We start from the raw sequence: 24,261 nt of genomic DNA on the forward strand, positions 1-24,261 counted from the left end.
TCAGCTCGCCGAGGTCGCCGTGAACGTCCAGGTCGCGGTCGCCGTCTGCCCCTGGTAGGAGTCCGCCGAGCCCGGGGCGATCCGCACCTCGACGCAGAAGCCGAGCTGCGCACCGGTGGCGCCGATGCTGCTGGCGACCGGCGTGCCGGGCACCTGCGACACCGCGAGGTAGGTCCCCGCCGCGCCCGCGATGAACACCGGGGAGCCCGAGAACGCCGTGGCGTCGCAGACGGCGCCGGGGCTCGGCCCGGTCAGTCGCACGGCGCGGTACTGCAGCGCCGGGGCGAGCCCGCCGCTCGGCGTCGCCGCCGTCAGCATCACCGTGCCGCCGACCGTCGACGCCGCCGTGGTGCGGATGTTGACCCACGCGTAGAACGAGGTGCCCGGCGACATGGCCGTCGCGTTGAACGTGAGGGTCGCGCCGGGAGCGGTCGGGTGACCGGCGTACGTGGGCGACCCCTGGCTCTGCGATTCGGTCGCGAAGATGCTCGCCCCGAAGCTGCCGGTGGCGTTCTCGGTGCCGGTCCACGCGGCGAGGGTGGCGATCGTCCCCGCACCGAGCACCAGCCCGGCCGCCAGCAGCACGCGCAGGCGCCGCAGGCGGACGCGCCGGCGATGGTCGCGTCTGGTCTCCATGGGGCGGCTCAGGGCAGCGGATCGCCGGACGTGCCGGTGAACTGCCACGTGACGGTGCCCGCGGCTCCCTGCGGCAGGCCGCCGCCGGCGGTCACCACGAAGCACAGGTTCACCGGTGTGGCCGCCGCGGTCACGTCGAACGCGTCGACCGTCCCTGTCGCCGTCGCCGCGCGGTCGGCGACGAGCGCCGTACCGGTCGGCGGGGTCTCGGCCGAGCAGGTCGCTCCGAACGTGTCGCCGACGTCGTACACCGAGTACGTCAGGCTCTCGCCGATGGCTCCCGAGATCGACTGCGCGAGCGTCACGGCCGCCGAGTAGTCGGAGTCGGTCGACAGCTGCACGGCGAACGGCGCGTACACGACGGCGCCCGGTGAGAGCGTGTCGGCATCGAGCGCGAACGTGAGCGTCTTGCCGGGGCTCTCGGGCGAACTGTCGAAGGCCGTGCCGTCGATGCTCCCCTCGAGGTCGAACTGCCCTGACGAGAACGTCCCGGTCGCGAACTCCGAGTCGTTCCAGACGGCGAGGGTGACGGCGGTGCCCACGCCGAGCACGACACCGCCGGCGAGGATCGCCAGCAGCATGCGCCGCCGGTCTGAGCGTCGGCCGTCCGCGGGCGCGGTCGGCTGTGGGGAGAGGTTCATGTCCAGCCCTTCTGTGAGATGACCTTCGTTCGTCCCCAGGGCGGTGGTCCTCCCCGACCGCGTGGCGCCAGGATATGAGGCTGACCAGGTGATTTCAAGGGGGTTTACGTCGTCTCTCAGGTCGTCGCGAGGGGGAACCGCCGCCGCAGCGCGATCCGCTGCACGAGCGTCCACGCGACGGTCGTGGCGAGATACAGCGCGGCGGCGAGCGGGACGAACAGTGCGAACACGGCTGTCGTGAACTGCAGGACCCCCGCGACGCGTGCCATGCCGGCGCCGGCGAGCGGCGAGGCCTCCGGGGATGCGTCGACCGGCGGACGGAACGCGCGCCGCGTCAGCTCGGCGACCACGACGATCACCGCGATCACGGCGGCGTACACGCCTGCCGTCGCGAGGGTCGCCGTGCCGGAGGCCGCCGCGCCGACCGCGCTGAGCCCGAGCGGCACGCCGAGCAACTGCTGTGTCAGCAGCGTGTTGGCGTGACCGGCGATCGCGGGGTGCAGGAAGAGCGCGTAGACGATCGCCACCACCGGTGCCTGCGCGAGCATCGGCAGACAGCCCGCGAACGGCGACGTCTTCTCGTCGGCGTACAGCTTCATGGTCTCGCGCTGCAGGCGCTCGGGGTCGCGCTTGTGGCGCTTCTGCAGCTCGCGCAGCTTCGGCGCGAGCCGGCTGCGCGTCTGCTCGGCCTTGGCCTGCGAGATGCCGACCGGGATGAGGGCGGCGCGTACCAGCAGGGTGAGAAGAATGACGGATGCCGCAGCTGCGGCGGTTCCGGCGACCGGCTCGAGCAGCGCGATGAGGTGCATGAGCAGGGCATAGGCCGCGTCGAGGATCGCGGCGATGGGTGGGAAGGCGTAGAGGTCCAAGGGTGTGTCCGTTCGTCCGGTGTCGTGTCGTGGCATGCGGCCACGAAGGCACCGGCGGACGCCCGCTCGGCGGGGACGTGCGCGGTGGGCTACGCGGCCGGGGCCGCGAGACCGGGTGCGCGCGGACGGGAGTGGCCCGGCGCGTCGGGGTGCGATGCGGTGAGGCGCGTCGCGTCGGAGATCGCCCGGTGCGGGTGCGCACCCGAGGAGGACGTGCGGGCCGGGGCGCGGAACAGCGCGATCGCGACGGCCAGCACCGCGAGGGCGGCGACGAGTGTCGCGGCGAGCACCAGTGCGCCCGCATCGGCGGTCAGCGGAGCCGTCTCGAACAGCGGACGGGCCACGGCGGCGATCAGCTCGATCGCGGGGCGCAGCACGGCCGTGAGCACCTCGACGAGGGCGCGCAGCGTGGTGCCGATGGCGTCGAACACGGGGCCTCCCTCCGTCGCGGCCACGGTAGCACGCGCGTGTCGGCGGCATGAGGCAGGGTGGAACGCGTGACAGCGACGACCGACACCCGCACCGAGGCCCTCGAGGTGCTGCGCGCGCTCGTCGGCCGCGACGACGCCGACTTCCACGACGGCCAGTTCGAGGCGATCCAGGCGCTGGTCGACGACCGGCGCCGTGCGCTCGTCGTGCAGCGCACCGGGTGGGGCAAGTCCGCGGTCTACTTCGTCTCGACCCTGCTGCTGCGCCGCCGCGGCGCCGGGCCGACGGTGCTGGTCTCTCCGCTGCTCGCCCTCATGCGCGACCAGATCGCGGCGGCCGCGCGGGCCGGGGTGCGCGCGGTGAAGATCGACTCGACGAACGCGCACGAGTGGGACGACGTGCTCGCGCAGCTCGACGCCGACGAGGTCGATGTGCTGCTGGTATCGCCCGAGCGGCTCAACAACCCGTCGTTCCGCGACGAGCAGCTTCCCCAGCTCGTGGCCCGCATCGGCCTGCTGGTCGTCGACGAGGCGCACTGCATCAGCGACTGGGGGCACGACTTCCGCCCCGACTACCGCCGCCTGCGCGACCTCATCGCGCGCATGCCCGCCGGTGTGCCGGTGCTCGCCACCACCGCCACGGCGAACAGCCGTGTCGTCGCCGACGTGGCCGAGCAGCTCGACGCGGGGAACGGAGCGGATGCCGCGAGCCCGGCGTCGCCGGGCGTGCTGACCATCCGCGGGCCGCTCGCCCGTGCGTCGCTGCGGCTGGGCGTGCTGCGGCTGCCGAACTCGCCCAGCCGGCTCGCCTGGCTGCTCAGTCACCTCGCCGACCTGCCGGGGTCGGGCATCATCTACGCCCTGACCGTCGCGGCCGCGAACGACACCGCGCGGCTGCTGCGCGAACGCGGGTACGACGTCCGCGCCTACACCGGGCAGACCGACACCGACGAACGCGAGGAGTCCGAGGCGCTGCTGAAAGACAACAGGGTCAAGGCCCTGGTCGCCACGAGCGCGCTCGGCATGGGATTCGACAAGCCCGACCTCGGCTTCGTCGTGCACCTGGGGGCGCCCTCATCGCCCGTCTCGTACTACCAGCAGGTCGGCCGCGCCGGCCGCGCGACGGACTCGGCGGACGTGCTGCTGCTCCCCGGCGCCGAGGACCGTGACATCTGGCACTACTTCGCGACGGCGTCGATGCCCGACCGCGACCGCGCCGAGCGGGTGATCTCGGCGCTCGCACAGGCGGGCGGGCCGCTCTCGACGCCCGCGCTGGAGGCGATCGTCGACATCCGGCGCACCCCGCTGGAGCTGCTGCTCAAGGTGCTCGACGTCGACGGCGCGGTCGCCCGCGTGCGCGGCGGCTGGATCGCGACCGGCCAGGCGTGGGCGTACGACGAAGAGCGCTACCGGCGCATCGCGGCCGAACGCATCGCCGAGCAGCAGCACATGATCGAGTACGAAGAGACCTCGGGCTGCCGCATGGAGTTCCTGCAGCGCTCGCTCGACGACGACACCGCGGCGCCCTGCGGCCGCTGCGACAACTGCGCCGGGGCGTGGTTCCCCACCGAGATCGCCGCGAACGCGACGGATGCCGCCACCGCCGCGCTCGACCGCGTCGGCGTGCCGATCGAACCCCGGCGGCAGTGGCCGACCGGCGCCGACCGCCTCGGCGTCGCGGTCAGGGGCCGGATCCCGGCGGACGAGCAGGCGAGCGAAGGACGCGCGCTCGCCCGCCTCACCGATCTCGGCTGGGGCGGAGCGATGCGCGACCTGTTCGCCGCCGGCGCCGCCGACCAGCCGGTGCCGCAGAACGTTCTCGGCGCGTGCGTACGGGTGCTCGCCGACTGGGGGTGGAGCGACAGGCCCGTCGCGGTCGTCGCGCTGCCGTCGCGGACGAAGCCGCTCCTCGTGGACTCGCTCGCTCGCGGCATCGCCGACGTCGGCCGCCTGCCGTTCCTGGGCACGCTCGACCTCGTCGACGGCGGGCCCACGGGGCAGCCCGGCGGAAACAGCGCCTTCCGCGTCGCCGGCCTGTGGGGTCGGCTGTCGGCGGCCGGGCTCGACGTGCCGCCCGGCCCGGTGCTGCTCGTCGACGATCGGGTCGACAGCGGCTGGACGCTCACCGTCGCCGCCCGCGAGCTGCGTCGTGCTGGGGCGTCCGCAGTGCTGCCGTTCGCGCTGGCGCTGCGCGGCTGACCTAGATGGGCACCCATCTCGGTCGTTGAGCGGGCGAAGCGAGACGAAACGTCGCGAGCAGCAGGGATGACTCTCTTTGTTCCGCCGACTCCGCGTGGGGTCGTGTTCTCGAGAGCGTCTTGCCGCGTTTCGTCTCCGCTCGTTCCTCGCTTCGCTCAACGACCGGTCGGGGGCGGGCCGTGGCGCCTCGGGCGGCGCACGATCAGGTACGTGACCGCGCCGCCGACCAGCAGGAGGAGCAGCACGACCCAGGGAACCCAGCTCGCCGGCGAGACGTCGGTGTCGGCTGCCTCCGCGGTGGGTGTCGGTGTCGGTGTCGGAGCGGGTGTCGGAGTGGGGGTCGGCGTCGGACTCGGCGCCGGGGTGGACGTCGGCGTGGCCGTGGGCTCCGGGGCGACCGTGGGCTCCGGCTCGGGGGCGATGGTGGGCTCCGGGGCGACCGTGGGCTCCGGCTCCGGGGCGACGGTGGGCTCCGGCTCGGGGGCGACCGTGGGCTCGGGCGTCGGAGTCGGCTCTGGCGCCGCGGTGGGCGTCGGCAGCGGCAGGATCCCGGTGCGCGTCGGAGTCGGCGTCGGCTCGGGCGTCGGGGTGCGCGTCGGAGTCGGCGCCGGCGACGGGCTGCGACTCGGGAGCAGGTCCGTCGGCAGCGCGGTCGGCACGTTCGTCGGCGTCGGGAAGACGCCGGCGCCGCAGCCGGCGAGCAGGCTCACCGCCGTGACGATCGCGAGACCCGCGATCGCGCGCCGTGCGCGCAGACCGCGCCGTCGATCCGGGCGAGGAACCTGGGCTTGCGGCATCCACTTCTCCTGACGTTATGCACGGATCGTAGGGGCCCGCCGTCGCCGGCCGCGTCACTCGCTGAGGGTGACCGCGACCGTCGCCTCGCGAGAACCTGGGCGTTTCTTCATCGTTTCTTTGCGAACGAGGACGAGGGCGGGCCGCACGGCGCCGCTACTGTGTGGCACAGACCGCATGGGTCACTGGGGATGGACCACCGATCTGGGGAGATCAGCATGCAAGACGACGTTCTTCGCGCGCCCGCAGCACGCATCAGCGCCGTCTGGGTGGGGGTGCTCGGGCTCGCGCTCGCGCTCCTGGTGTCGTTGCTCACGGCGCCACCCGCGCACGCCGCGTCCGTGTCAGAGGTGGAGCCGAACGCGACCACCGCGCAGGCCCAGAGCCTGCCGCTGTCGACCACGGTGAACGCCTCGTTCCGCACGACGGGGGACTGCGACAACACCTTCTACGACTGCGACGTCTACCGCATCGCGGTCGCGGCGTCGGGCAAGCTCACGATCGACCTGCGGTTCTCGGACGCGCTCGGGCTCGACGGCTCCTTCCAGCTCACGCTGACCGGGCCCGACGGCACGACCATCGACAACGAGACGGTCAGCGCCACCGACTACAACGGCAGTCGCCTGCGCAGCGTTGCGATCTTCGTCGGAGCCGGCAACCATTACCTGACGCTCAAGGCCCGCGTGAGCGGGTTCGGCAGTGGCTACATCTGGAGCGGCCAGCCCTACACGCTCGCGGTGAAATCCACCGCGGTGAGATCCGAATCGGAGCCGAACAGCAGCTCTGCGACCGCGGACGCGATCACGCTCGGCAGTACGACCAAGGGGTCGGTGCTGTACGGATCCAGCGTGTGGGGCTTGGACGCCGACTACTACCGGCTCTCGGTGCCCGCCCAGACCAAGCTCACGATCGACTTCCGCTTCGCGTGCGACCTGGGCGCGGGCAGCGACCTCTACGACATCGAGGTGCACACCACCGCCGGCTACCTGTGGACCTTCTCGCCGCAGGGCGGCGACTGCGAGGGAGCGGCGCTGCGCGCCAAGACGTTCACGGCACCCGCCGGGAACGTGTACATCATGGTGGACTCCTCTTTCCGCACCGGGCGGGTCGTGCGAGGCAAGGAGTACTCGCTGACGGTGCGGGGGATCCTCACGGCGCCGGCTCCCACGATGTCGGGCACGGTCAAAGTCGGGTCGACGCTGACCGCCGTGCCGGGTACGTGGGGCCCGAAGCCCGTCACGCTCTCGTACCAGTGGCTGCGCAACGGCGCCGCGATCAGCGGCGCCACGGGAACGACCTACAAGCTCACCACCGCTGATGCGGGCAAGAAGGTGTCGGTCAGAGTCACGGGCAGGAAGACGGCGTACAGCACGAAGTCGATGACGAGCAGCGCGAAGTCGGTGCCGCTGCTGACGCTGAAGGCCTCGACGCCGACGATCTCGGGCACGCTGAAGGTCGGCTCGAAGCTGACCGCCAAACCCGGGACGTGGACGGCGGGTACGACGTTCTCTTACCAGTGGTACAGCGGCGGGACGAAGGTGAGCGGTGCGACGTCATCGACGTACACGATCCGCTCCGCCGACAAGGGCCACACGCTGAAGGTCACCGTCACCGGCAAGAAGGCCGCCTACGCGTCGGTGTCGAAGACCTCGGCGAGCACCTCGACCGTGAAGTGACCGCGACCGCCCTCCGGGAGTCTCCCGGAGGGCGGTCCCCATGGCCGGCAGCGCGGAGCTGCGTCGGGACCGTGACCGCGTGTGACGCCGCGTGACGCCGTATCGCGGCATGTGACGCTCTATCGCAGCGTGTGTCGTCACACCGTTCCCGGTGCGCGCAAGGCGGAACAGCATGACACCATGCCTTCCCCACTCATCTCGCCGACCGAGCTCGCCGACGTGATCCGCAGCGGCACCCCGCCACGGATCCTGGACGTGCGCTGGCGTCTCGACCAGCCCGAAGGGCGCCCTGCATATCTCGACGGGCACCTGCCGGGCGCCGTGTATGTCGACCTCGACCACGAGCTGGCCCGGCGCGGCGATCCGCGTGAGGGGCGGCATCCGCTTCCGTCCCGCGAGCAGCTGCAGGCCGCGGCCCGCCGGTGGGGCATCCACGAGGGCGACACCGTCGTCGCATACGACGATGTGCACTCCGTCGCCGCGGCGCGCGCATGGTGGGTGCTGACGCGGTCGGGCATCGCCGACGTGCGCGTGCTCGACGGCGGTCTGCGCGGGTGGCTCGCCGAACGCCTGCCCCTCGACACCGGGGACGTGCTGCCGCGGCCGCCGGGGGACGTGGCGCTCGACGAGATCACCGAGGGCGTCGCCGACATCGACGGTGTCGAGGAATGGCCCGACCACGGACTGCTGCTCGACGTGCGCGCGCCCGACCGCTACCGCGGCGACTCCGAGCCGCATGATCCGGTCGGCGGACACATCCCGGGTGCGGTGAACCTGCCCACGACGGTGCACCTGACCGCCGGCAGGTTCCGCTCGCCGGACGAGATCCGCGCCGAGTTCGCCGCGGCGGGCGTGGCGGAGGGCGTCTCGGTCGCCGCGTACTGCGGCTCGGGCATCGCCGCCACGCACACGGCCCTCGCGGGCGCCCTCGCCGGCATCGACGTGGTCGTCTACCCGGGCTCGTGGAGCCAGTGGTCGCGTTCGCGCGGCCGCCTCGCCGCCGTCGGCTCGGCCCCCTCGCTGGACGTGGTGCCGGTATGACGGATGCCGCCACCGGGCCCCTCATCGTCGGCGCGATGGTGCGCACCCTCGGTGCGTATCCGTCGGGGTGGCGGCACCCCGGTGCGCACAGCGACCCGCGGACGGACGCCGCCGTGCTGCGCCGCATCGCAGAGCTTGCCGAGGGCGCCGACCTCGACTACCTGTTCTTCGGCGACTGGCTCGCCACCGGTCCCGACCTGGAGTTCCGCGACCCCTACCTGCTCGCGCGCATCGATCCGGTGAGCGCCGTGCTGTTCCTCGCGGGCATCACCGAGCGCATCGGGCTCATCGCCACCGTGAACTCCACGTACGCCGACCCCTACGCGACGGCCCGGGCGACGGCATCCCTCGATCTGCTCACCGGCGGACGCGCCGGGGTCAATCTCGTCACCGGTGCCGAGCCGCGGGCGGCCGCGAATCACGGCCGCGACGTGCACGCCGACAACGAGACGCGGTACGACCGCGCCGAGGAGTTCGTGCGCGCGCTGCGGCTGCTCTGGGAGTCGTGGGACGACGGCGCCTGGATCGCCGATCCCGACACCGGCGTGCTGATCGACGCCGACCGGCTGCGGACGGCGTCGCTGCACGGCACGCAGGTGCGCGTCGAGGGGCCGTTGAACGTCGAGCGCCCGCCGCAGACGCATCCGCCCATCGTCCACGCCGGCACCTCGCCTCGCTCGCGCGCGCTCGCCGCCACCGAGGCAGACCTCGCACTCATCGCGGCGGGCGACCCGGCGGTGGCCGCAGCCACCCGGGCCGAACTGCGGGCGCTGGCCGCGGCGTCCGGTCGCGATCCCGAGGACCTCAAGGTGATCGTGCCGGTGCTGCCGGTGGTGGCGGAGACGGATGCCGCGGCCCGGGCGATCGTCGACCGCCTGCTGCTGCTCGTCCCCCTGGACGACGGGGCGTCCGGCCACGCGGAGCGCCCCGGCTTCCCGACGAACCGGTCCCTCGCGTCATTCCTGGACGTGGCGGACGTCGCACCGGACGATCCGGCGCGGGCGGCGTCCGTCGACGACCCGGTGCCGGCGGCGCTCGCCGCAGCATTCGGCGAGGCGGCTGCGCGCACGCTCGACACCGTGCGCGCCCGGACCGGTCGCGACCTCGGCGGCGACCATCCCGTCACGTGGCGGCACCTGATCGCGGCGCACGCCGTGCCGGCGAACTTCGTCGTCGGCGGACCCGCCCTGATCGCCGACCATTTCGAGCTGTGGCGCGACGCCGGCGCGGCCGACGGGTTCAACGTGCTGTCGGCCTTCCAGCCGGCGCAGTTCGAGGCGTTCACGGCGCTCGCCGTGCCCGAGCTCCGCCGTCGAGGGCTGATCGGACGCCAGGGCGCCACGCTGCGCGAGCGGCTGTCGCTGGGGGCCCCTCGACTCGCGCACGTCGAGGCGGTCGCGGCACCTGGTCGTTGAGCGGAGCGAGGAACGAGCGGAGACGAAACGCGGTGGGACGCTCTCGAGAATCAGCCCCTTCGCATACGTCGCGCGGGTGGCTGAGTCCGACGGGCGGCTCGCGACGTTTCGTCTCGCTTCGCTCGCTCAACGAGCAGGGGGTGCGTCTCTGTTACGCCGCGTGAACCACGGTGACTCCGCCTTGCGGCGGGTGAACCGCCGTGACGCCTCGGCCGGCGGCATCCCGCACCGCATCCCTAGCGTTGCCCACACACACCTTGCCGCACCCTTCCCGAACCCCAGGAGAACCACATGTCCCGTCCCGCATCGCGAGTCCTCGCCGGTGCCGTCGCGGTGCTCGTCGCCGCGGCATCCCTCACCGCTTGCGCGTCACAGCAGCCCGCCGCCTCCGGCGGGGACGCCACCGGAGAGCCGGTCACCGGCGGCGCGCTCACGTACCTCGAGTACCAGACGTACACGAACCTGTACCCGCCGCAGGCCGGCTTCTATCCGAACGGCGGCCTGGTCAACAACATCACCGCGCGCCTGACCTGGCAGAACCCCGAGACGCTCGAGATCGAACCGTGGGTGGCGACAGACTGGACCGTGAACGACGACGCGACGGAGTACACCTTCGACCTGCGCGACGACGTCACGTTCTCGGACGGCACGCCGCTGGACGCCGCCGCGGTCGCGAAGAACTTCGACACCTACGGACTCGGCAACCCCGCGCTGGGGCTCACCGTGTCCGAGGCGATCAACAACTACGCGTCCAGCGAGGTCGTCGACGCCGACACTGTGACGTTCCGCTTCAGCGCTCCGGCCCCCGGCTTCCTGCAGGCGACGTCGACCATCAACTCCGGCCTGCTGTCGCCGGCCACGCTCGACCGCACGCTGGAGGAGTTCGGCGCCGGCAACGCCGCCGACATCATCGGCACCGGTCCGTTCACGATCACCGACGAGAAGCTCGGCACCGAGCTGACGCTCGAAGCGCGCGACGACTACGACTGGGCGCCCCCGAGCTCGGAGCACCAGGGCCGCGCGTACCTCGACACGATCCACCTGATCGTCACGCCCGAAGACAGCGTGCGCATCGGCTCGCTGCTGTCGGGCCAGGCTGATTACATCCGCTACGTGCAGGCCTTCGACGAGGCCCGCGTCGAGTCCGGCGGCTTCGACCTGTACGCGCCGCAGACCCGCGGCGTGAACAACTCGCTGAGCCTGCGCTTCACCAACCCGATCCTCAGCGACATCAAGGTGCGCCAGGCGCTCGTCGCCGGCGTCGACAGCCAGGAGGTCGTCGACACCGTGTTCACCGGCAACTACCCGCGCGCCACGTCGGCCCTGAGCTCGACCGCCCTCGGCTACAAGGACGAGTCGGACTACTACGAGTACGACCCGAAGAAGGCCGAGAAGCTGCTCGATCAGGCCGGCTGGGAGGAGGGCGCCGACGGCATCCGCGAGAAGGACGGCCAGCGCCTGTCGCTCGACGTCTACGAGGCGAAGGCACAGCCGCTGTCGAAGCAGACCCTGGAGCTCGTGTCGCAGCAGCTCAAGAAGATCGGCGTCGAGCTCAACGTGAAGTCGGCCGATGCCGGCAGCTACGCCGAAGACATCACCGACCCGCTCAAGACCCCGCTGTACCACTCGATGGTCGGGCGTGCGGACCTCGACGTCATCAAGAGCCAGTACTACACGAAGAACCGGAACACGCTGCTGTCGGACGACGCGAAGCTCGACGAGCTGCTGCTCGCCGTCGCCTCCACGGCGGACCCGGACGCCCGCGTCAAGGCGTCGCAGGCCGTGCAGGACTACCTCGCCGAGCAGGCGTATGTCATCCCGCTGTTCGAGGAGCCCCAGGTCTACGGCGCCGCGCCGTACGTGAAGGGCATCGAGTTCGAGTCTGTCGCACGTCCGCTGTTCTACGACGTGTGGCTCGACAAGAAGAAGTAGGACACCAGAGCCGATGAGCCACGCGCTGAGACGCGCCGGGCAGGCCGCGATCGTTCTGATCGCGGCCTTCACGGCCACCTTCATCCTGCTGCAGCTGCTGCCGGGCGACGCGATCCTGATCAAGTACCAGGATCCGTCGCTCGGGCTGAGCGCCGACCAGATCGAGCAGATCCGCGTCGCATACGGCGCCGACTCGTCGTGGTGGGAGCAGTACTGGGCGACGCTGTCGGGGTATGCGACCGGCGACTTCGGCTACTCGACCCAGTACGGCACGCCCGTGCTGCAGCTCATCGGCGAGGCGCTTCCGGCGACCGCGACGCTCGCCGGCCTGGGCTTCGCGCTGGCCGCCGTGATCGCGTCGGCCATCGCGTTCCTCTCGACGCTGTCGCCGTTCGGCTGGCTGCGGCAGGGGCTGCAGGCGCTGCCGGGCGTGTTCGTGGCGGTGCCGGTGTTCTGGCTCGGGATCCTGCTCATCCAGGTGTTCTCGTTCGGCCTCGGCTGGGTGCCGATCGTCGCCGCCGATCCGGCGGTCGGGCTCATCCTCCCCGTGATCACGCTGGCCGTGCCGATCTCGGCTCCGCTCGCGCAGATCCTCGTCCGCAGCATCGACGACGTGCAGCTGCAGCCGTTCGTGACAGTTGTGCGCGCCAAGGGCGCGTCGCCGTCGTGGGTGCTGTGGCGTTCGGTGGCGCGCAACTCGCTGCTGCCGACGCTCACGATCGCGGGCGTGCTGTTCGGCGAGCTGATCGGCGGCGCGGTCGTGACCGAGACGGTGTACGGCCGCACCGGCATCGGCCGCATCACCGAGCAGGCGGTCTCGAGCCAGGACATCCCGGTGCTGCAGGGCATCGTCGTACTCGCGGCCCTCACCTTCGTCGTCGTCAACCTCATCGTCGACCTGCTCTACCCGGTCCTCGACCCGCGGCTGCGTCGCGGTTCGCGCTCCGCACGTCCGTCCTCCGCCCCCGTCCTCCAGGAGGCCTCCGCATGAGCACGCAGACCAGCGAAAGAGCAGATGCTGCCACCGCCGAGAGCGCGCGGGACGAGGCATCCCGAACCGTCCTCGACCCGGTCGCGCGCGACGCGGGCGCTCTCGACGGACAGCCGGCGCGGCGCTCGTCGGCCGCGCGGCTGTTCGCGCGCGGCCGACGCCCCTCGTGGACCCTCGTGGTCGCCGTCGCGGTGATCGTCATCGCCGTGCTGTGGGCGGCGGTGCCGTGGCTGTTCACGTCGTACGACCCGATCGACGGCGTGCCGGCGCAGAAGCTGCTGCCGCCGAGCGCCGAGCACTGGTTCGGCACCGACGCGATCGGCCGCGACCTGTACGCGCGCGTCGTGTACGGCGCGATCCACTCGCTGTCCGGCGCGCTCATCGCGGTGACCGTCGGCCTGGCGGCAGGCACGCTGCTCGGCGTCGTCGCGGGTTCCGTGGGCGGCTGGCTCGATGACTTGCTGATGCGGGTCGTCGACGTGCTGCTGTCGATCCCGGGCCTGCTCCTGTCGCTGTCGGTGATCATCCTGCTGGGGTTCGGCACGGTGAACGCGGCGATCGCGGTCGGCATCGGCAGCGTCGCGTCGTTCGCGCGGCTGTCACGGTCCGAGGTGGTGCGCGTGCGGCGCACCGACTACGTCGAGGCGGCGTTCGGCAGCGGCGGGTCGTTCGTCTCGGTGCTGCGGCGGCACGTGCTGCCCAACTCGCTCACCGCCGTCGTCGGGCTCGCCGCGCTGCAGTTCGGTGGAGCGATCCTGGCGATCTCGACCCTCGGCTTCCTGGGGTACGGCGCTCCGCCGCCGACGCCGGAGTGGGGTCTGCTCATCGCCGAGGGCCGCAACTACGTCGCGACGGCGTGGTGGCTGACGACGCTGCCCGGCCTCGTCGTGCTCGTCGTGGTGCTCAGCGCCAACCGCATCAGCCAGTCCATCGGAAGGGGAACGCGATGAGCGTGCTCGAGGTGCAGGACCTGCGAGTGTCGTACCAGACCCGCACCGGCCGGCGCGAGGTCGTCCACGGGGTGGACGTGACGGTCGAGGAGGGCGAGGTCGTGGCACTCGTCGGCGAGTCCGGCTCGGGCAAGTCGACCACCGCGCATGCCCTCATCGGCCTGCTGCCCGAGGGGGGCAGGGTCGACGGCGGTTCCATCGCGCTCGGCGGCGTCGACATCGCCGGCTGGAACCAGAAGCGCCTGCGCGGTGTGCGCGGCGCGCAGGTCGGCCTCGTGCCGCAGGACCCGGTGTCATCGCTGGATCCGGTGCGTCCGATCGGTGTGCAGGTGGGCGAGATCCTCCGGGTGCACGGTGTCCGGGATGCCGCCGCCCGTCGTGGGCGCGTGCTCGAACTGCTCGACCGCGTCGGGCTCGACGACCCCGCACTGCGGGCGCGGCAGTACCCGCACGAGCTGTCGGGCGGCATGCGCCAGCGCGTTCTCATCGCGACCGCGATCGCCCTGCGGCCACGGCTGATCATCGCCGACGAGCCGACGAGCGCGCTCGATGCGACGGTGCAGCGGCGCATCCTCGACCTCATCGACGACCTCCGCCGCGAGGAGGGCACGTCGGTGCTCCTCGTGACGCACGACCTCGGTGTCGCCGCCGATCGCGCCCAGCGGCTGGTCGTGCTCAACCAGGGCCGGGTCGTCGAGCAGGGGCCGAGTGCCGGCATCCTCTCGTCGCCGTCCGACCCGTACACCCGGCAGCTGCTGGCCGACGCTCCGGCGCTCGCGACGGAGGACTTCCGTCGTCCGGCGCCGCCGCTGTTCATCCGGGATGCCGCAGCCGCTGCCGCCGAGAACCCCTACGCGATCGTGGCCGAGGGGCTCGTGAAGGAGTTCGGCGTGCGGGGGCGCGAGGCGTTCCGCGCGGTGGACGACGTGTCGTTCCAGGTGCGCCGCGGCACGACGCATGCGCTGGTGGGGGAGTCGGGGTCGGGCAAGACGACCACAGCACGCCTGGTGACCCGGTTCCTGCAGCCGGACGCCGGCCGCATCGAGCTCGCCGACGCGTCCGGCGACCTCGCCGACATCGCGGGGCTGCGCGGCGAGGGGCTGCGGCAGCTGCGACGGCGCATCCAGCTCGTGTACCAGAACCCGTTCTCGTCGCTGGACCCGCGCCAGAGCGTCGCGCAGATCGTCGCCGAGCCGCTGCACAACTTCCGCGAGGGCACCCGCGCCGAGCGGCACGCGCGGGCGGTCGAGCTGATCGATCGCGTCGCACTGCCGGCCGACGTGCACGAGCGCTCGCCGCGCGAGCTGTCGGGCGGGCAGCGGCAGCGGGTCGCGATCGCCCGGGCCCTCGCCATCCGCCCCGACGTCGTCGTGCTCGACGAGGCGGTGTCGGCGCTGGATGTGACAGTGCAGGCGCGCATCCTCGAGCTGCTCGAGTCGCTCCAGCAGGAGCTCGGCCTGACGTACCTGTTCATCTCGCACGACCTCGCCGTCGTGCGGCGCATCAGCCACACCGTCTCGGTGATGCGCCGCGGCCGGGTCGTCGAGACCGGCAGCACCGAGGACCTCTTCTCGGCCCCCACCCACGAGTACACGCGCGAGCTGCTGGAGGCCGTGCCCGGACGATCGGAGGTCGCGGCATGACCGCAGCACCCACCCTTGCCTTCTTCACGCGCCTGCTGGACGACGCCCCCGCGGCCGAGCGGTACCGCCTCGCGACCGACCAGATCCGTCATGCGGAGCGGTTCGGTGTCGGGCGGGCCTGGGTCGCGCAGCACCACTTCCGCGCGGCGGAGGGCGGACTTCCGTCTCCGTTCGTGTTCCTCGCGCACGTCGCTGCGGCCACGAGCGAGATCCGACTCGGCACCGGTGTCGTCACGCTGCCGCTGGAGGACCCGGTCCGCGTCGCCGAGGACGCCGTCGTCGCCGACCTGCTGTCGGGCGGACGCATCGACCTCGGGCTCGGCAGCGGCGGCACGCCGTCGTCGTTCGTGCCGTTCGGACAGGACGTCACGGCGAAGGCGGCCGTGTACGACGAGAAGCTCGCACTCCTGCTCGACGCGCTCGCCGGTCGCGAGATCGGCGGCGGCAACACGCTGTACCCGGATGCCGCAGGCCTCGCCGACCGCGTCTGGCAGGCGACGTTCTCGCCCGCGGGCGGCACCCGGGCCGGCGTCCACGGCCACGGACTGCTGCTTTCGCGCACCCAGCCGCGTCCCGCGGACGCCCTCGGCGCGAGCCTGGCCGAGCTGCAGCACCCGATCATCGACAGGTACGTGGAGGCGTTGCCGGACGGCGTCGCACCGCGGGTGACGGCATCCCGCACCGTCTTCGTCGCCGACGAACGCGCCGACGCGCTGCGGTTCGCCGAGGTCGGGCTCCGACGCGCGGCAGAGGGCCTGCGGCGCTCGGGGCACCACCTGCCCGACGACGCGCTCGACGACCTCATCGCCGCGACCGACACGCACCTGGGCACGCCCGAGGAGGTCGCGGCGTCGCTCGCGGCCGACTCGACCCTGTCGCGGGCGACCGAGGTCGCCTTCCAGGTGCACTCGGTCGATGCCCCGCACGACTTCGTGCTGCGCTCGATCGAGCTCTTCGCCACCGAGGTCGCCCCGGCGCTCGGCTGGGCCGATCGCGACCGCTCCCTCGAAACCCTCGGCCGTCTCGGAAAGGAGACCTCATGACCACCCCAGAGCTCATCGACGTCGTCGACGACCTCGTCGGCGTCCGCGCCGGCGACCCGCTCGACGCCCTGCGCCGCCGTCGCCCCGTCACGCGCGACCAGCTGCAGGCCAGCTACGACGCACTGTTCGCCCCGCTCGACGACGCCGCCTTCCCGCTCGACGAGCGCGTGCTCGTCGCCGCGTTCGCGACCCGCTCGACCGCCGACGACACCACCGCGTCCTCCTACGCCGACGCCGCAACCGCCATCGACGCCCGTCGGACCGAGATCGTCCTGGCCGAGGCATCCGCCGCCGCCACCGCGGGGCCGTTCGGGGCCTATCGCGAAGACGGCCTCGTCGGCGAGAGCACTGACGGGCGGCGCTACGAGCCCGGCATCGCGGCCCGCGATGCGCTGGGGGAGCGCCTCGCCGCCGCGCTCGCGCACGCGCACCTGCTCACGTTCCGGCCGCGGGAGGCGGATGCCGCAGCCCAGACCGGCCTCGTCGACGCCGGCTGGAGCGCCGACGGCATCGTGACCCTGTCGCAGCTGGTGTCGTTCCTGGCGTTCCAGCAGCGCGTGGTCGCGGGACTCCGCGCGCTCGCACCGTCCGTCGCCGCACCCGTCGCAACGTCCGCATCCCCCGAGGAGGTCTCCGCATGACCGGCACCACGACCGCAGCGACCGGAGCCGTCGTCCTGACGCACGACGCGCCGCACCCCCACGCGTTCACGCGTGCCGAAGTCGGGTGGCTGCCGTGGCTCGAGCCGCTGCCCGTCGACGAGCTCACCGAACGCCATTACGACGGCCTCGTCGACCGGCCGCGCGCGTCGAGCGACTACTTCCGGCTGCTGGCGCGCGACCCCGAGATCCTGCGGGCGCGCACGCTCGTCGACAAGGACATCTTCTACAACACCGCCGAAGGCCTGCCGCGGGCCGAGCGCGAGCTGGCCGCGACAGCCGCGTCGCGCGTCAACGGGTGCGTGTTCTGCGCTTCGGTGCACGCGCGGTTCGCGACGCACTTCTCGAAGTCGCCCGAGCTCGTCGACCGGCTGCTCGCCGAGGGCATCGACGCCGACCTCGGTGAGCGGTGGAACGCGATCGTCGCCGCCGCGGCCGCGCTCACCGCGACCCCGCTGGCCTTCGACCAGACCCACGTGGCGCGCCTGCGCGCGGCGGGCCTCGACGACCTGGAGATCTCGGACGTCATCCACGGCGCCGCGTTCTTCAACTGGGCCAACCGGCTGATGCTCTCGATCGGACGCCCGGTCGCGCCTCCGGAGGACGCGTCGTGAGCGCCGTCGAGCTCGCGGCTGCCACGGCGGCCGGGGCAGCCGCCCTGCCGGGCGAGCCGCTGCGGCCGCTGCGGGTCGTCGGGGTGTCGGGGTCGCTGCAGGAGCCCAGCCGCACCACGGCGCTCGTGCGCACGATCCTGGCCGGTGTCGCCGAGCGCGTCGCGGCCGAGACCGAGCTGGTCGAGGTCGCTGCCCTCGGCCCGGGGTTCGCCGGGGCGCTGCGCCGCGAAGACGTCGCGCCCGAGGTCGAGCAGGCCCTGCAGGCAATCGAGGCCGCCGACCTGCTGGTCGTCGCCAGCCCGGTATATCGAGCCTCGTTCACCGGGCTCTTCAAGCACCTGTTCGACTTCGTCGGGCAGTACGACCTCGTCGGCACGCCGGTGCTCCTGGCCGCGACCGGCGGCGGCGAACGCCATGCGCTCATCATCGAGCACCAGCTGCGCCCGCTGTTCGGCTTCTTCCAGGCGCTGACCCTGCCCATCGGCGTGTACGCGTCCAACAGCGACTTCACCGATTACCGGCTGAGCTCGCCCGAGGTCGCCCGTCGCGTCGTGCAGGCCGTCGACCGCTCGCTGCCGCTCGTCGAGCAGGCCGCCCTCGTGCGGCGGTCCGAGTACGTCGCGACCTGGTGAGGGGCGGGTGGATGCCGGCGACCTCGGCCGCCGGCATCCACCCGTCCTTCCGGTGCCCGTCATGAAACGCTCTCGCGCGCGTCTTGCCCGGTGTGAGCTTCGATGCCCTCCCCACCCGCCGCGGCGGCGGCGCTTCGCCGTTCCTCACGACCTCTGCGGCGGCGAAGCTCGCCGGGCTGACGCCGGCGACCCTGACCCGCCGCCTCGCGAACGGCGACCTGCCCGGCTACCGGTTCGGGCGGCGCTGGTTCGTGCCTGAGGCCGAGTTCCGCCGGCAGCTGCGGCGGCGCGCCTGGATGGTGCGCGCGGATGCCGTGCCCGAGGTCATCCGCGAGCTCACGCACCCGCTGCCGCCGTTCCTGACCGCCGACGAGCTGGAGCGGTTCTTCGCGGTGCGCCGCACCCTGCTGGCCGACGTGCTGCGGATGCCGTCGTTCTCGGGGCGCGGCGGCGGCACCACGATCGCCGTGCTCGAGCGCACGCTGCAGGGCGCGCGCAACGGCTGCGCGCCGTGCGTCGCCGAGGTCGTCCCTCACGGCGTGTGCGGCGCAGCCTGACCACGACACCGCCGAGGGTCCGGCTCGGGCGGCGTATCGTCGGGGGATGACCGCGAGCCCTCCATCGCCGTTGGCGCAGCCGCTGCGGATCGGCGCCGTCACGGTGCCGAACCGCATCATGCAGACGGCGCACTCGAAGCAGTACTCCGACCGCGTCGAGTCCGATCGCGAGACGGCGTACTACGTCCGGCGGGCGCGCGGTGGCTGCGGCCTGTTCGTCGCGGGCAACCACTTCGTGCACCCCACCGGGTCGATCAAGGGCTTCGAGGACGCCTACCGCCCCGAGGGCGTGGCCGCGTCGAAGCAGATGACGGATGCCGTGCACGAGGCCGGCGCGAAGGTCTTCGTGCAGCTCAACCACCACGGCGCGCAAGCCCAGGCCGACAGCCCGGACGGGCCGCGCACGGTGTATGCCCCGTCGCGCATATTGTCGCCGTCGACGGGGCACGCGACGCGCGAGATGGACCGCGACGACATCGCCGCGCTTGTCGAGGGCTGGGCGCTGTCGGCCGAGCATTCCCGAGCGGGCGGCTTCGACGGCGTCGAGATCCACATGGCCCACGGGTACCTTCTGCACCAGTTCCTCTCGCCGCTCTACAACGCCCGCACCGACGAGTACGGCGGCGACCTCGGAGGGCGCACGCGCTTCCCGCGCGAGGTGCTGCGGGCCGTGCGGGCGCGCGTGGGCGACGACTTCACCGTCGGCATCCGCATCGTCGCGAACGAGTTCCACCCCGATGGCCTCGACGGTCCGGCGATGCTCGAGGTCATCGCGCGGCTGCGGGCCGAGGCGCGCATCGACTTCCTGGATCTCGCGGCCGGCGGGTACCACAACGTGCACTACGTCTTCCCGTCGTCGCCGATGCCGTACGCGTGGCTGCGCGACGACGTCGCCGCCGTGAAGGCCGCGAACCCCGACGTGCCGGTGTTCGGCGTTGGGGCGGCGCGCTCGGTCGAAGCCGCTGAAGAGGTCGTCGCCTCCGGCATCGCCGACATGGTCGCCCTTACACGCGCGCAGATCGCCGACCCCGACCTCGGCCGCAAGCTCCTCGGTCTCGCGCCGGTCGACGCCGCCGAGCCCGGCATCCGCCACTGCATCCGGCTGAACCAGGGATGCCTGGGCCGCGGCAGTCGCGGACTCCCGATGTCGTGCACCGTCAACCCGCTCGCCGGCCGCGAAGCGGAGCGCGGCCCGCGCCCGATGGCCGACGCGCCGCAGCGGTGGGTGGTCGTCGGCGGAGGACCGGCCGGCATGCGCGCGGCGATCGAGCTCGGCCGCGACGGCCACGAGGTCACGCTGCTGGAGCGGTCGGGTGAGCTCGGCGGCCAGCTGCGGCTGGCCCGGCAGGTGCCGGGACGCGAGAGCGTCGGCCTGCTCGTCGACGATCTGGTGCGCGACCTCGCCCAGGCCGAGGTCGACGTGCGGCTCGGGGTGCTCGCCACGGCGGACCTCCTCCGCGGGTTCGGCGCCGACGGCATCGTCCTGGCCACCGGCGCGGCGGCGCCGGCGACCACCTCGCTCGCGCTGGGCGGCGCCTACGCGGGCGGGTTCCCGGCCGGCGGCACTGTCGACGCGTTCGCCGCGGCATCCCACCGCGCTGCGCTCGGCCCCCGCATCGCTGTTGTCGACGCCGACGGCACCGCCTACGCCGCCGGCATCGCGCTCATGCTGCTGCCGCACGTCGAGGTGCTGGAGCTCGTGACCCCGTTCGAGACGATGTTCCCGCACATCGGCGCGGGGTACGACCGCCCGCTGCTGCTGGAGCGCCTCGGCGCGCCCGGCGGCTTCCGGCGTCACGCCGCCCACCGGGTCGAGCGCATCGCCGGACGCGAGGTCGTCGTGCGCGACGTGCTCACCGGCGTGGAGTCGACCCTCGCCGACGTCGACGCGGTCGTCGCCGTCGAGCCACGCGCATCGGTCGTCATCCCCGACGCCGTGGACGCCGCACCCCGGGTCGTCACGATCGGCGACGCGTTCGCGCCCCGCACGATCGACGCCGCGATCTTCGATGCCGTGGAACTCGCCTACGACGTCGCCGGCCTCGCCGTGCTGCGCGGCTGACACCGCCGCGGCCGAGGGTGGCGGCATCCACCCGACCGCTGGCTACGCTGGGGCCGTGGACCCCGTCGCCGCTACGCTCGTCATCCTGGTCCTCGCGGTCATCGCGTTCGTGAGCAACCGCGTGCCGATCGGGGTGGTCGCGATCGGTGTCGCTCTGGCGCTCTGGTTCACCGGAGTGCTGACGCTGCCGCAGGCGCTCGCGGGCTTCGGCGACCCGACGACCCTGTTCATCGCGGGGCTGTTCGTGATGAGCGAGGCGCTCGATGCGACCGGCATCACGGCATGGGCGGGGCAGAAGGTCATCGGCCGGGCGGGCACCAAGCGCAACACCCTGATCATCGTGATCGCGCTGCTCGTGGCGGGGCTGACGGCGCTCATCAGCATCAACGGCGCGGTGGCCGCGCTGCTGCCGCTCGTGGTCGTCGTCGCGGCGCGCGCGGGCATCGTGGCCTCGAAGCTGCTCATGCCGCTCGCCTTCGCCGCCTCGGCGGGGTCTCTGCTGCTGCTGACCGGCACGCCGGTCAACATCATCGTGTCGGAGTTCGCTGCCGGCGCCGGCGGGCGCGAGTTCGGGTTCTTCGAGTTCGCGCTGGTCGGCATCCCGGTCCTGGCCGGAACCATCGTGATCCTGCTGCTCGGCGACCGCCTGCTGCCCGAGCGGCGCGGCGCCCTCATGCCGAAGGACCTCATGCGGCACGCGCGGCTGCTGCGCAGCCAGTACTCGCTGTCGCTGGACACCGGGACGCTGCTGGGCCCGGTCAACGGAGTCACCGAGGTGGTGGTGGCGCCGCGGTCGCCGCTCATCGGCAAGACGCTGTGCGCCGGCATGACCACCAAGAAGGGCGACCTCGTCGTGCTCGCCGCCCGTCGCGGCGACGACCAGCTCAAGGGCGCCGAGTTCGTCGTTCAGGCAGGCGACGCGCTGCTGCTGCAGGGCGCCTGGGACGACCTCGCCGCTCGCGCGAACGAGCCCGGCGTGCTCGCGGTCGACGACCCGACGCAGCTGCGGCGGTCGGTGCCGCTCGGGCGGGGCGCCAAGCGCGCCGCGGTGATCCTGCTCGCCATGGTGGTGCTGCTGGCGACCGGGCTCGTGCCGCCGGTGGTCGCGGCGCTGCTGGCCGCGTGCGCGCTCGTGCTCACCCGCACGGTCACCGTCACGCAGGCGTATCACTCCATCTCGTGGACCACCGTCGTGCTGATCGCCGGCATGATTCCGCTGTCGACGGCATTCATCAACACCGGCACGGCCGACATGGTCGCCGGATGGATGCTGTCGGCCCTGGGCGACGCCGGCCCCCAGCTGGCGCTCCTCGCCCTGTGCGCCCTGACCGTCGTGCTCGGTCAGCTCATCAGCAACACCGCGACGGTGCTGATCGTGGCGCCGATCGCCATCTCGGTCTCGCAGGCCATGGGCGTCTCGGTCCAGCCGTTCATGATGGCGCTGACCGTCGCGGGCGCCGCCGCGTTCCTCACGCCGATCGCGACCCCCGCAAACCTCATGGTGATGGATCCCGCCGGCTACCGCTTCGGCGACTACTGGAAGCTCGGACTGCCGCTGGCGATCTTCTTCCTGCTGATGGCCGTGTTCTACGTGCCGCTGATCTGGCCGTTCTGACTCACGCCGCGCCGCTCGACATTCGGAGATCACGCGAGACTCGGATGCTTGTGGCCCAGGCGTCCGAGATCCGCGAGATCTCCGAGCCTGGCCCGGACACGGCGGCGCCCCGGCCGTCGGGTCGGCCGGGGCGTCGCGGTCAGGGGGTCAGGCGGCCGACCAGCCTCCGTCGCTCGCGAGGTTCTGACCGTTGACGTTCACCCCGTCGTCCGACAGCAGGAAGGTGATCGACGCGGCCAGGCGGTCGGCGGCGACCGGCGGGGTCATGACCGACATGCCCGCGCGGACGCGGTCGGCGCCCAGCGGCGAGTTGAACTTCGCCTCGATGTTGGTGATGACGGCGCCCGGCGCGACCGCGTTGACGCGGATACCGCTCGGGCCGTACATGAACGCGCTCGACTTGGTGAGGCCGACCACGGCGTGCTTCGACGCGGTGTAGGCGGCGCCGGCGGCCGAGCCGCGCAGCGACGCCTCGGACGACGTGTTCACGATCGAGCCGCCGCCCTGGGCGAGCATCGCGGGGATGACGGCGCGCATGAGCTTCATTGTGCCGGTGACGTTGACGCGGAACACGCGGTCCCACACGGCGTCGGTGACGTCGCCGACCGGGGTCATGTCGTCCATGATCCCGGCGATGTTGGCCAGGCCGTCGATGCGGTCGCCGGCGGCCTCGACGATACGGGCCACGCCCTCGTCGTCGGTGATGTCGGCGGTCAGGGCGACGACGTCGGCACCGTCGTGCGCGGCGACGAATTCGTCGAGGCGCTCCTGGCTGACGTCGACCGCGATCACGCGGCCGCCCTCGCGCGCGACGCGCGACGCGGTGGCACGGCCGATGCCGGAGCCGGCGCCCGTGACGATCACGGTCTGGCCCGTGAAGCGGCCGGCGCTGATCTTCTCGGCCCACTCGGACTTGGGGGTCTCGTCGGCGGGCGTCTCGGGCACGCCGTCGGGGTTGACCTGAGCGACGAGGGCGTCGAGGGCGGCCTGCGGGAACGCGCCGCCGCTCATGGCGACGAGGTTCGAGATGGGCAGTGCGGCGATCGGCGCGAGCGCTTCCGCGGACTGGCCGCCCTGCGCGAGGAGGCCGCGCAGCGCGACGCCGCCGGCGGCGTCGTCGAGCCAGGTCTGGATGGTGGAGGCTCCGGTGAGAGGAGCGGGGGTGGTGCTCATTTTCGTGTCTTCCCTTTCTTCATGCAGTGCGTGGGGGCTGCGGGTCCGGGGATGAGGATCCTTCGGGGCGGCTCCTACCGGACAACTATGTCCGGTACTAGGCTACACCCGTGCACAGCACCGCATCCCCCCGTGCGGAAACCCGCCAGAACCGCGGCCCCGCCGCCGCCGCCGACAACCGCCGCGCCCTCATCGCCGCGGCGCGAGAGGTCTATGCCGAAGGGGGCCTCGGAGCCCCGTTCAGTGCCGTCGCCAAGCGCGCCGGCGTCGGACAGGGCAGCCTCTACCGCCATTTCCCCGACCGCACCGCGCTGGCCGTCGCCGTGTTCGAAGACAACGTGCGCGACCTCGAGGAGTACACGGCGTCGCCCGATCGCACCATCGAGGACCTGCTCGACCGCGTGGTCGATCAGGCGGTGGTGTCGACGGCGTTCATCCAGCTGGTGACGGCCGATCTCACTGATCCCCGCGTGGCGGTCCTCGGCGAGCGGTTCTACGGCGTCGTCGAGCAGCTCGTCGCGCGTGACCGCGCCGCCGGCCGCATCGGCCACCACGTCGAGATCGAGGACGTCACGATGGCCACCGGCATGCTCGCGACCGAGCTGGCGAGGACGGATGCCGCCGCCCGGCCCGCCGCGTCGGCCCGGGCCCGTCGCCTCTTCCGGGCGGCGTTCGCCCCCCGCTGATACG

General features: G+C 72.6%; 22 protein-coding genes. 16 read left to right on the forward strand and 6 right to left on the reverse strand.

Annotated features, from left to right (window positions below):
* The 4 genes from ABEA46_RS17100 to ABEA46_RS17115 form a co-directional block, all read right to left on the reverse strand.
* Positions 1-636 carry a hypothetical protein gene (locus ABEA46_RS17100; protein WP_345546176.1) on the reverse strand — a complete coding sequence of 212 codons (636 nt, stop codon included), beginning with the start codon at positions 634-636 and terminating at the stop codon, positions 1-3.
* Positions 637-644: 8 nt separating this feature from the next.
* Entirely contained in the window at positions 645-1,277 is a 633-nt protein-coding gene (locus ABEA46_RS17105; RefSeq protein ID WP_345546178.1) for a SipW-dependent-type signal peptide-containing protein, read from the reverse strand.
* Positions 1,278-1,393: 116 nt separating this feature from the next.
* Positions 1,394-2,146: a YidC/Oxa1 family membrane protein insertase gene (locus tag ABEA46_RS17110; protein ID WP_345546180.1), complete on the reverse strand. Its 753-nt coding sequence runs from the start codon at positions 2,144-2,146 to the stop codon at positions 1,394-1,396.
* An 89-nt stretch (positions 2,147-2,235) separates the two neighbouring features.
* A complete protein-coding gene (locus ABEA46_RS17115; RefSeq protein WP_345546182.1) occupies positions 2,236-2,577 on the reverse strand; it encodes a DUF6412 domain-containing protein in 342 nt (113 codons plus the stop codon).
* 66 nt (positions 2,578-2,643) lie between these two features.
* Here ABEA46_RS17115 and ABEA46_RS17120 point away from each other — a divergent pair, with 66 nt between their 5' ends.
* Complete coding sequence (locus ABEA46_RS17120) at positions 2,644-4,773, forward strand: RecQ family ATP-dependent DNA helicase (RefSeq protein ID WP_345546184.1); 2,130 nt, start codon at positions 2,644-2,646, stop codon at positions 4,771-4,773.
* A gap of 155 nt (positions 4,774-4,928) precedes the next feature.
* Here the strand turns inward: ABEA46_RS17120 and ABEA46_RS17125 are convergent, their stop codons facing one another.
* On the reverse strand, positions 4,929-5,570 hold the full coding sequence (locus ABEA46_RS17125) for a hypothetical protein (RefSeq protein WP_345546186.1): 642 nt from the start codon (positions 5,568-5,570) through the stop codon (positions 4,929-4,931).
* A gap of 216 nt (positions 5,571-5,786) precedes the next feature.
* Here ABEA46_RS17125 and ABEA46_RS17130 point away from each other — a divergent pair, with 216 nt between their 5' ends.
* The 14 genes from ABEA46_RS17130 (at position 5,787) to ABEA46_RS17195 (ending at position 22,398) form a co-directional block, all read left to right on the forward strand.
* On the forward strand, positions 5,787-7,244 hold the full coding sequence (locus ABEA46_RS17130) for a hypothetical protein (protein ID WP_345546188.1): 1,458 nt from the start codon (positions 5,787-5,789) through the stop codon (positions 7,242-7,244).
* 180 nt (positions 7,245-7,424) lie between these two features.
* A complete protein-coding gene (locus ABEA46_RS17135) occupies positions 7,425-8,285 on the forward strand; it encodes a sulfurtransferase (RefSeq protein WP_345546190.1) in 861 nt (286 codons plus the stop codon).
* Positions 8,282-9,700: an NtaA/DmoA family FMN-dependent monooxygenase gene (locus ABEA46_RS17140; RefSeq protein WP_345546192.1), complete on the forward strand. Its 1,419-nt coding sequence runs from the start codon at positions 8,282-8,284 to the stop codon at positions 9,698-9,700. Before ABEA46_RS17135 ends, ABEA46_RS17140 begins: the two co-directional genes overlap by 4 nt.
* A 291-nt stretch (positions 9,701-9,991) precedes the next feature.
* A complete protein-coding gene (locus ABEA46_RS17145; protein ID WP_345546194.1) occupies positions 9,992-11,632 on the forward strand; it encodes a TIGR04028 family ABC transporter substrate-binding protein in 1,641 nt (546 codons plus the stop codon).
* 13 nt (positions 11,633-11,645) lie between these two features.
* Complete coding sequence (locus tag ABEA46_RS17150; protein ID WP_345546196.1) at positions 11,646-12,623, forward strand: ABC transporter permease; 978 nt, start codon at positions 11,646-11,648, stop codon at positions 12,621-12,623.
* Complete coding sequence (locus ABEA46_RS17155) at positions 12,620-13,573, forward strand: ABC transporter permease (RefSeq protein WP_345546198.1); 954 nt, start codon at positions 12,620-12,622, stop codon at positions 13,571-13,573. The genes ABEA46_RS17150 and ABEA46_RS17155 overlap by 4 nt, the downstream gene beginning before the upstream one ends.
* The gene (locus ABEA46_RS17160) at positions 13,570-15,216 is read left to right on the forward strand and encodes a dipeptide ABC transporter ATP-binding protein (RefSeq protein ID WP_345546200.1); all 1,647 of its coding nucleotides are present in this window, start codon (positions 13,570-13,572) and stop codon (positions 15,214-15,216) included. The genes ABEA46_RS17155 and ABEA46_RS17160 overlap by 4 nt, the downstream gene beginning before the upstream one ends.
* Positions 15,213-16,259, forward strand: a complete 1,047-nt coding sequence (locus ABEA46_RS17165) for a putative FMN-dependent luciferase-like monooxygenase (protein WP_345546202.1) — start codon at positions 15,213-15,215, stop codon at positions 16,257-16,259. Before ABEA46_RS17160 ends, ABEA46_RS17165 begins: the two co-directional genes overlap by 4 nt.
* Entirely contained in the window at positions 16,256-16,900 is a 645-nt protein-coding gene (locus ABEA46_RS17170) for a CMD domain protein (RefSeq protein WP_345546204.1), read from the forward strand. The genes ABEA46_RS17165 and ABEA46_RS17170 overlap by 4 nt, the downstream gene beginning before the upstream one ends.
* The gene (locus tag ABEA46_RS17175) at positions 16,897-17,532 is read left to right on the forward strand and encodes an alkylhydroperoxidase domain protein (protein ID WP_345546206.1); all 636 of its coding nucleotides are present in this window, start codon (positions 16,897-16,899) and stop codon (positions 17,530-17,532) included. The genes ABEA46_RS17170 and ABEA46_RS17175 overlap by 4 nt, the downstream gene beginning before the upstream one ends.
* A complete protein-coding gene (gene msuE, locus ABEA46_RS17180) occupies positions 17,529-18,164 on the forward strand; it encodes an FMN reductase (protein WP_345546208.1) in 636 nt (211 codons plus the stop codon). The genes ABEA46_RS17175 and msuE overlap by 4 nt, the downstream gene beginning before the upstream one ends.
* Before the next feature lie 92 nt (positions 18,165-18,256).
* Entirely contained in the window at positions 18,257-18,721 is a 465-nt protein-coding gene (locus ABEA46_RS17185; RefSeq protein WP_345546210.1) for a helix-turn-helix domain-containing protein, read from the forward strand.
* A gap of 46 nt (positions 18,722-18,767) precedes the next feature.
* Complete coding sequence (locus tag ABEA46_RS17190) at positions 18,768-20,783, forward strand: oxidoreductase (protein ID WP_345546212.1); 2,016 nt, start codon at positions 18,768-18,770, stop codon at positions 20,781-20,783.
* Positions 20,784-20,838: 55 nt separating this feature from the next.
* Positions 20,839-22,398: an SLC13 family permease gene (locus ABEA46_RS17195; RefSeq protein WP_345546214.1), complete on the forward strand. Its 1,560-nt coding sequence runs from the start codon at positions 20,839-20,841 to the stop codon at positions 22,396-22,398.
* Positions 22,399-22,545: 147 nt separating this feature from the next.
* Here the strand turns inward: ABEA46_RS17195 and ABEA46_RS17200 are convergent, their stop codons facing one another.
* Positions 22,546-23,571, reverse strand: coding sequence for an SDR family NAD(P)-dependent oxidoreductase (locus ABEA46_RS17200; RefSeq protein ID WP_345546215.1), 1,026 nt, complete (start codon positions 23,569-23,571; stop codon positions 22,546-22,548).
* A 110-nt stretch (positions 23,572-23,681) separates the two neighbouring features.
* On the opposite strand from ABEA46_RS17200, the gene ABEA46_RS17205 reads away from it, so the two are divergent.
* A complete protein-coding gene (locus tag ABEA46_RS17205; protein WP_345546216.1) occupies positions 23,682-24,257 on the forward strand; it encodes a TetR/AcrR family transcriptional regulator in 576 nt (191 codons plus the stop codon).
* The last annotated feature ends 4 nt before the right edge of the window (positions 24,258-24,261 follow it).

Origin of the sequence: Microbacterium jejuense, from assembly GCF_039544225.1 — a bacterium.
GTDB classification, from domain to species: domain Bacteria; phylum Actinomycetota; class Actinomycetes; order Actinomycetales; family Microbacteriaceae; genus Microbacterium; species Microbacterium jejuense.

Bases quoted from the DNA above. Each gene is read 5' to 3' on its own strand.
- ABEA46_RS17100 (WP_345546176.1), bottom strand. From the start codon at position 636: ATGGAGACCAGACGCGACCATCGCCGGCGCGTCCGCCTGCGGCGCCTG.
- ABEA46_RS17105 (WP_345546178.1), bottom strand. From the start codon at position 1,277: ATGAACCTCTCCCCACAGCCGACCGCGCCCGCGGACGGCCGACGCTCA.
- ABEA46_RS17125 (WP_345546186.1), bottom strand. From the start codon at position 5,570: ATGCCGCAAGCCCAGGTTCCTCGCCCGGATCGACGGCGCGGTCTGCGC.
- ABEA46_RS17130 (WP_345546188.1), top strand. From the start codon at position 5,787: ATGCAAGACGACGTTCTTCGCGCGCCCGCAGCACGCATCAGCGCCGTC.
- ABEA46_RS17135 (WP_345546190.1), top strand. From the start codon at position 7,425: ATGCCTTCCCCACTCATCTCGCCGACCGAGCTCGCCGACGTGATCCGC.
- ABEA46_RS17140 (WP_345546192.1), top strand. From the start codon at position 8,282: ATGACGGATGCCGCCACCGGGCCCCTCATCGTCGGCGCGATGGTGCGC.
- ABEA46_RS17145 (WP_345546194.1), top strand. From the start codon at position 9,992: ATGTCCCGTCCCGCATCGCGAGTCCTCGCCGGTGCCGTCGCGGTGCTC.
- ABEA46_RS17150 (WP_345546196.1), top strand. From the start codon at position 11,646: ATGAGCCACGCGCTGAGACGCGCCGGGCAGGCCGCGATCGTTCTGATC.
- ABEA46_RS17155 (WP_345546198.1), top strand. From the start codon at position 12,620: ATGAGCACGCAGACCAGCGAAAGAGCAGATGCTGCCACCGCCGAGAGC.
- ABEA46_RS17160 (WP_345546200.1), top strand. From the start codon at position 13,570: ATGAGCGTGCTCGAGGTGCAGGACCTGCGAGTGTCGTACCAGACCCGC.
- ABEA46_RS17165 (WP_345546202.1), top strand. From the start codon at position 15,213: ATGACCGCAGCACCCACCCTTGCCTTCTTCACGCGCCTGCTGGACGAC.
- ABEA46_RS17170 (WP_345546204.1), top strand. From the start codon at position 16,256: ATGACCACCCCAGAGCTCATCGACGTCGTCGACGACCTCGTCGGCGTC.
- ABEA46_RS17175 (WP_345546206.1), top strand. From the start codon at position 16,897: ATGACCGGCACCACGACCGCAGCGACCGGAGCCGTCGTCCTGACGCAC.
- ABEA46_RS17190 (WP_345546212.1), top strand. From the start codon at position 18,768: ATGACCGCGAGCCCTCCATCGCCGTTGGCGCAGCCGCTGCGGATCGGC.
- ABEA46_RS17200 (WP_345546215.1), bottom strand. From the start codon at position 23,571: ATGAGCACCACCCCCGCTCCTCTCACCGGAGCCTCCACCATCCAGACC.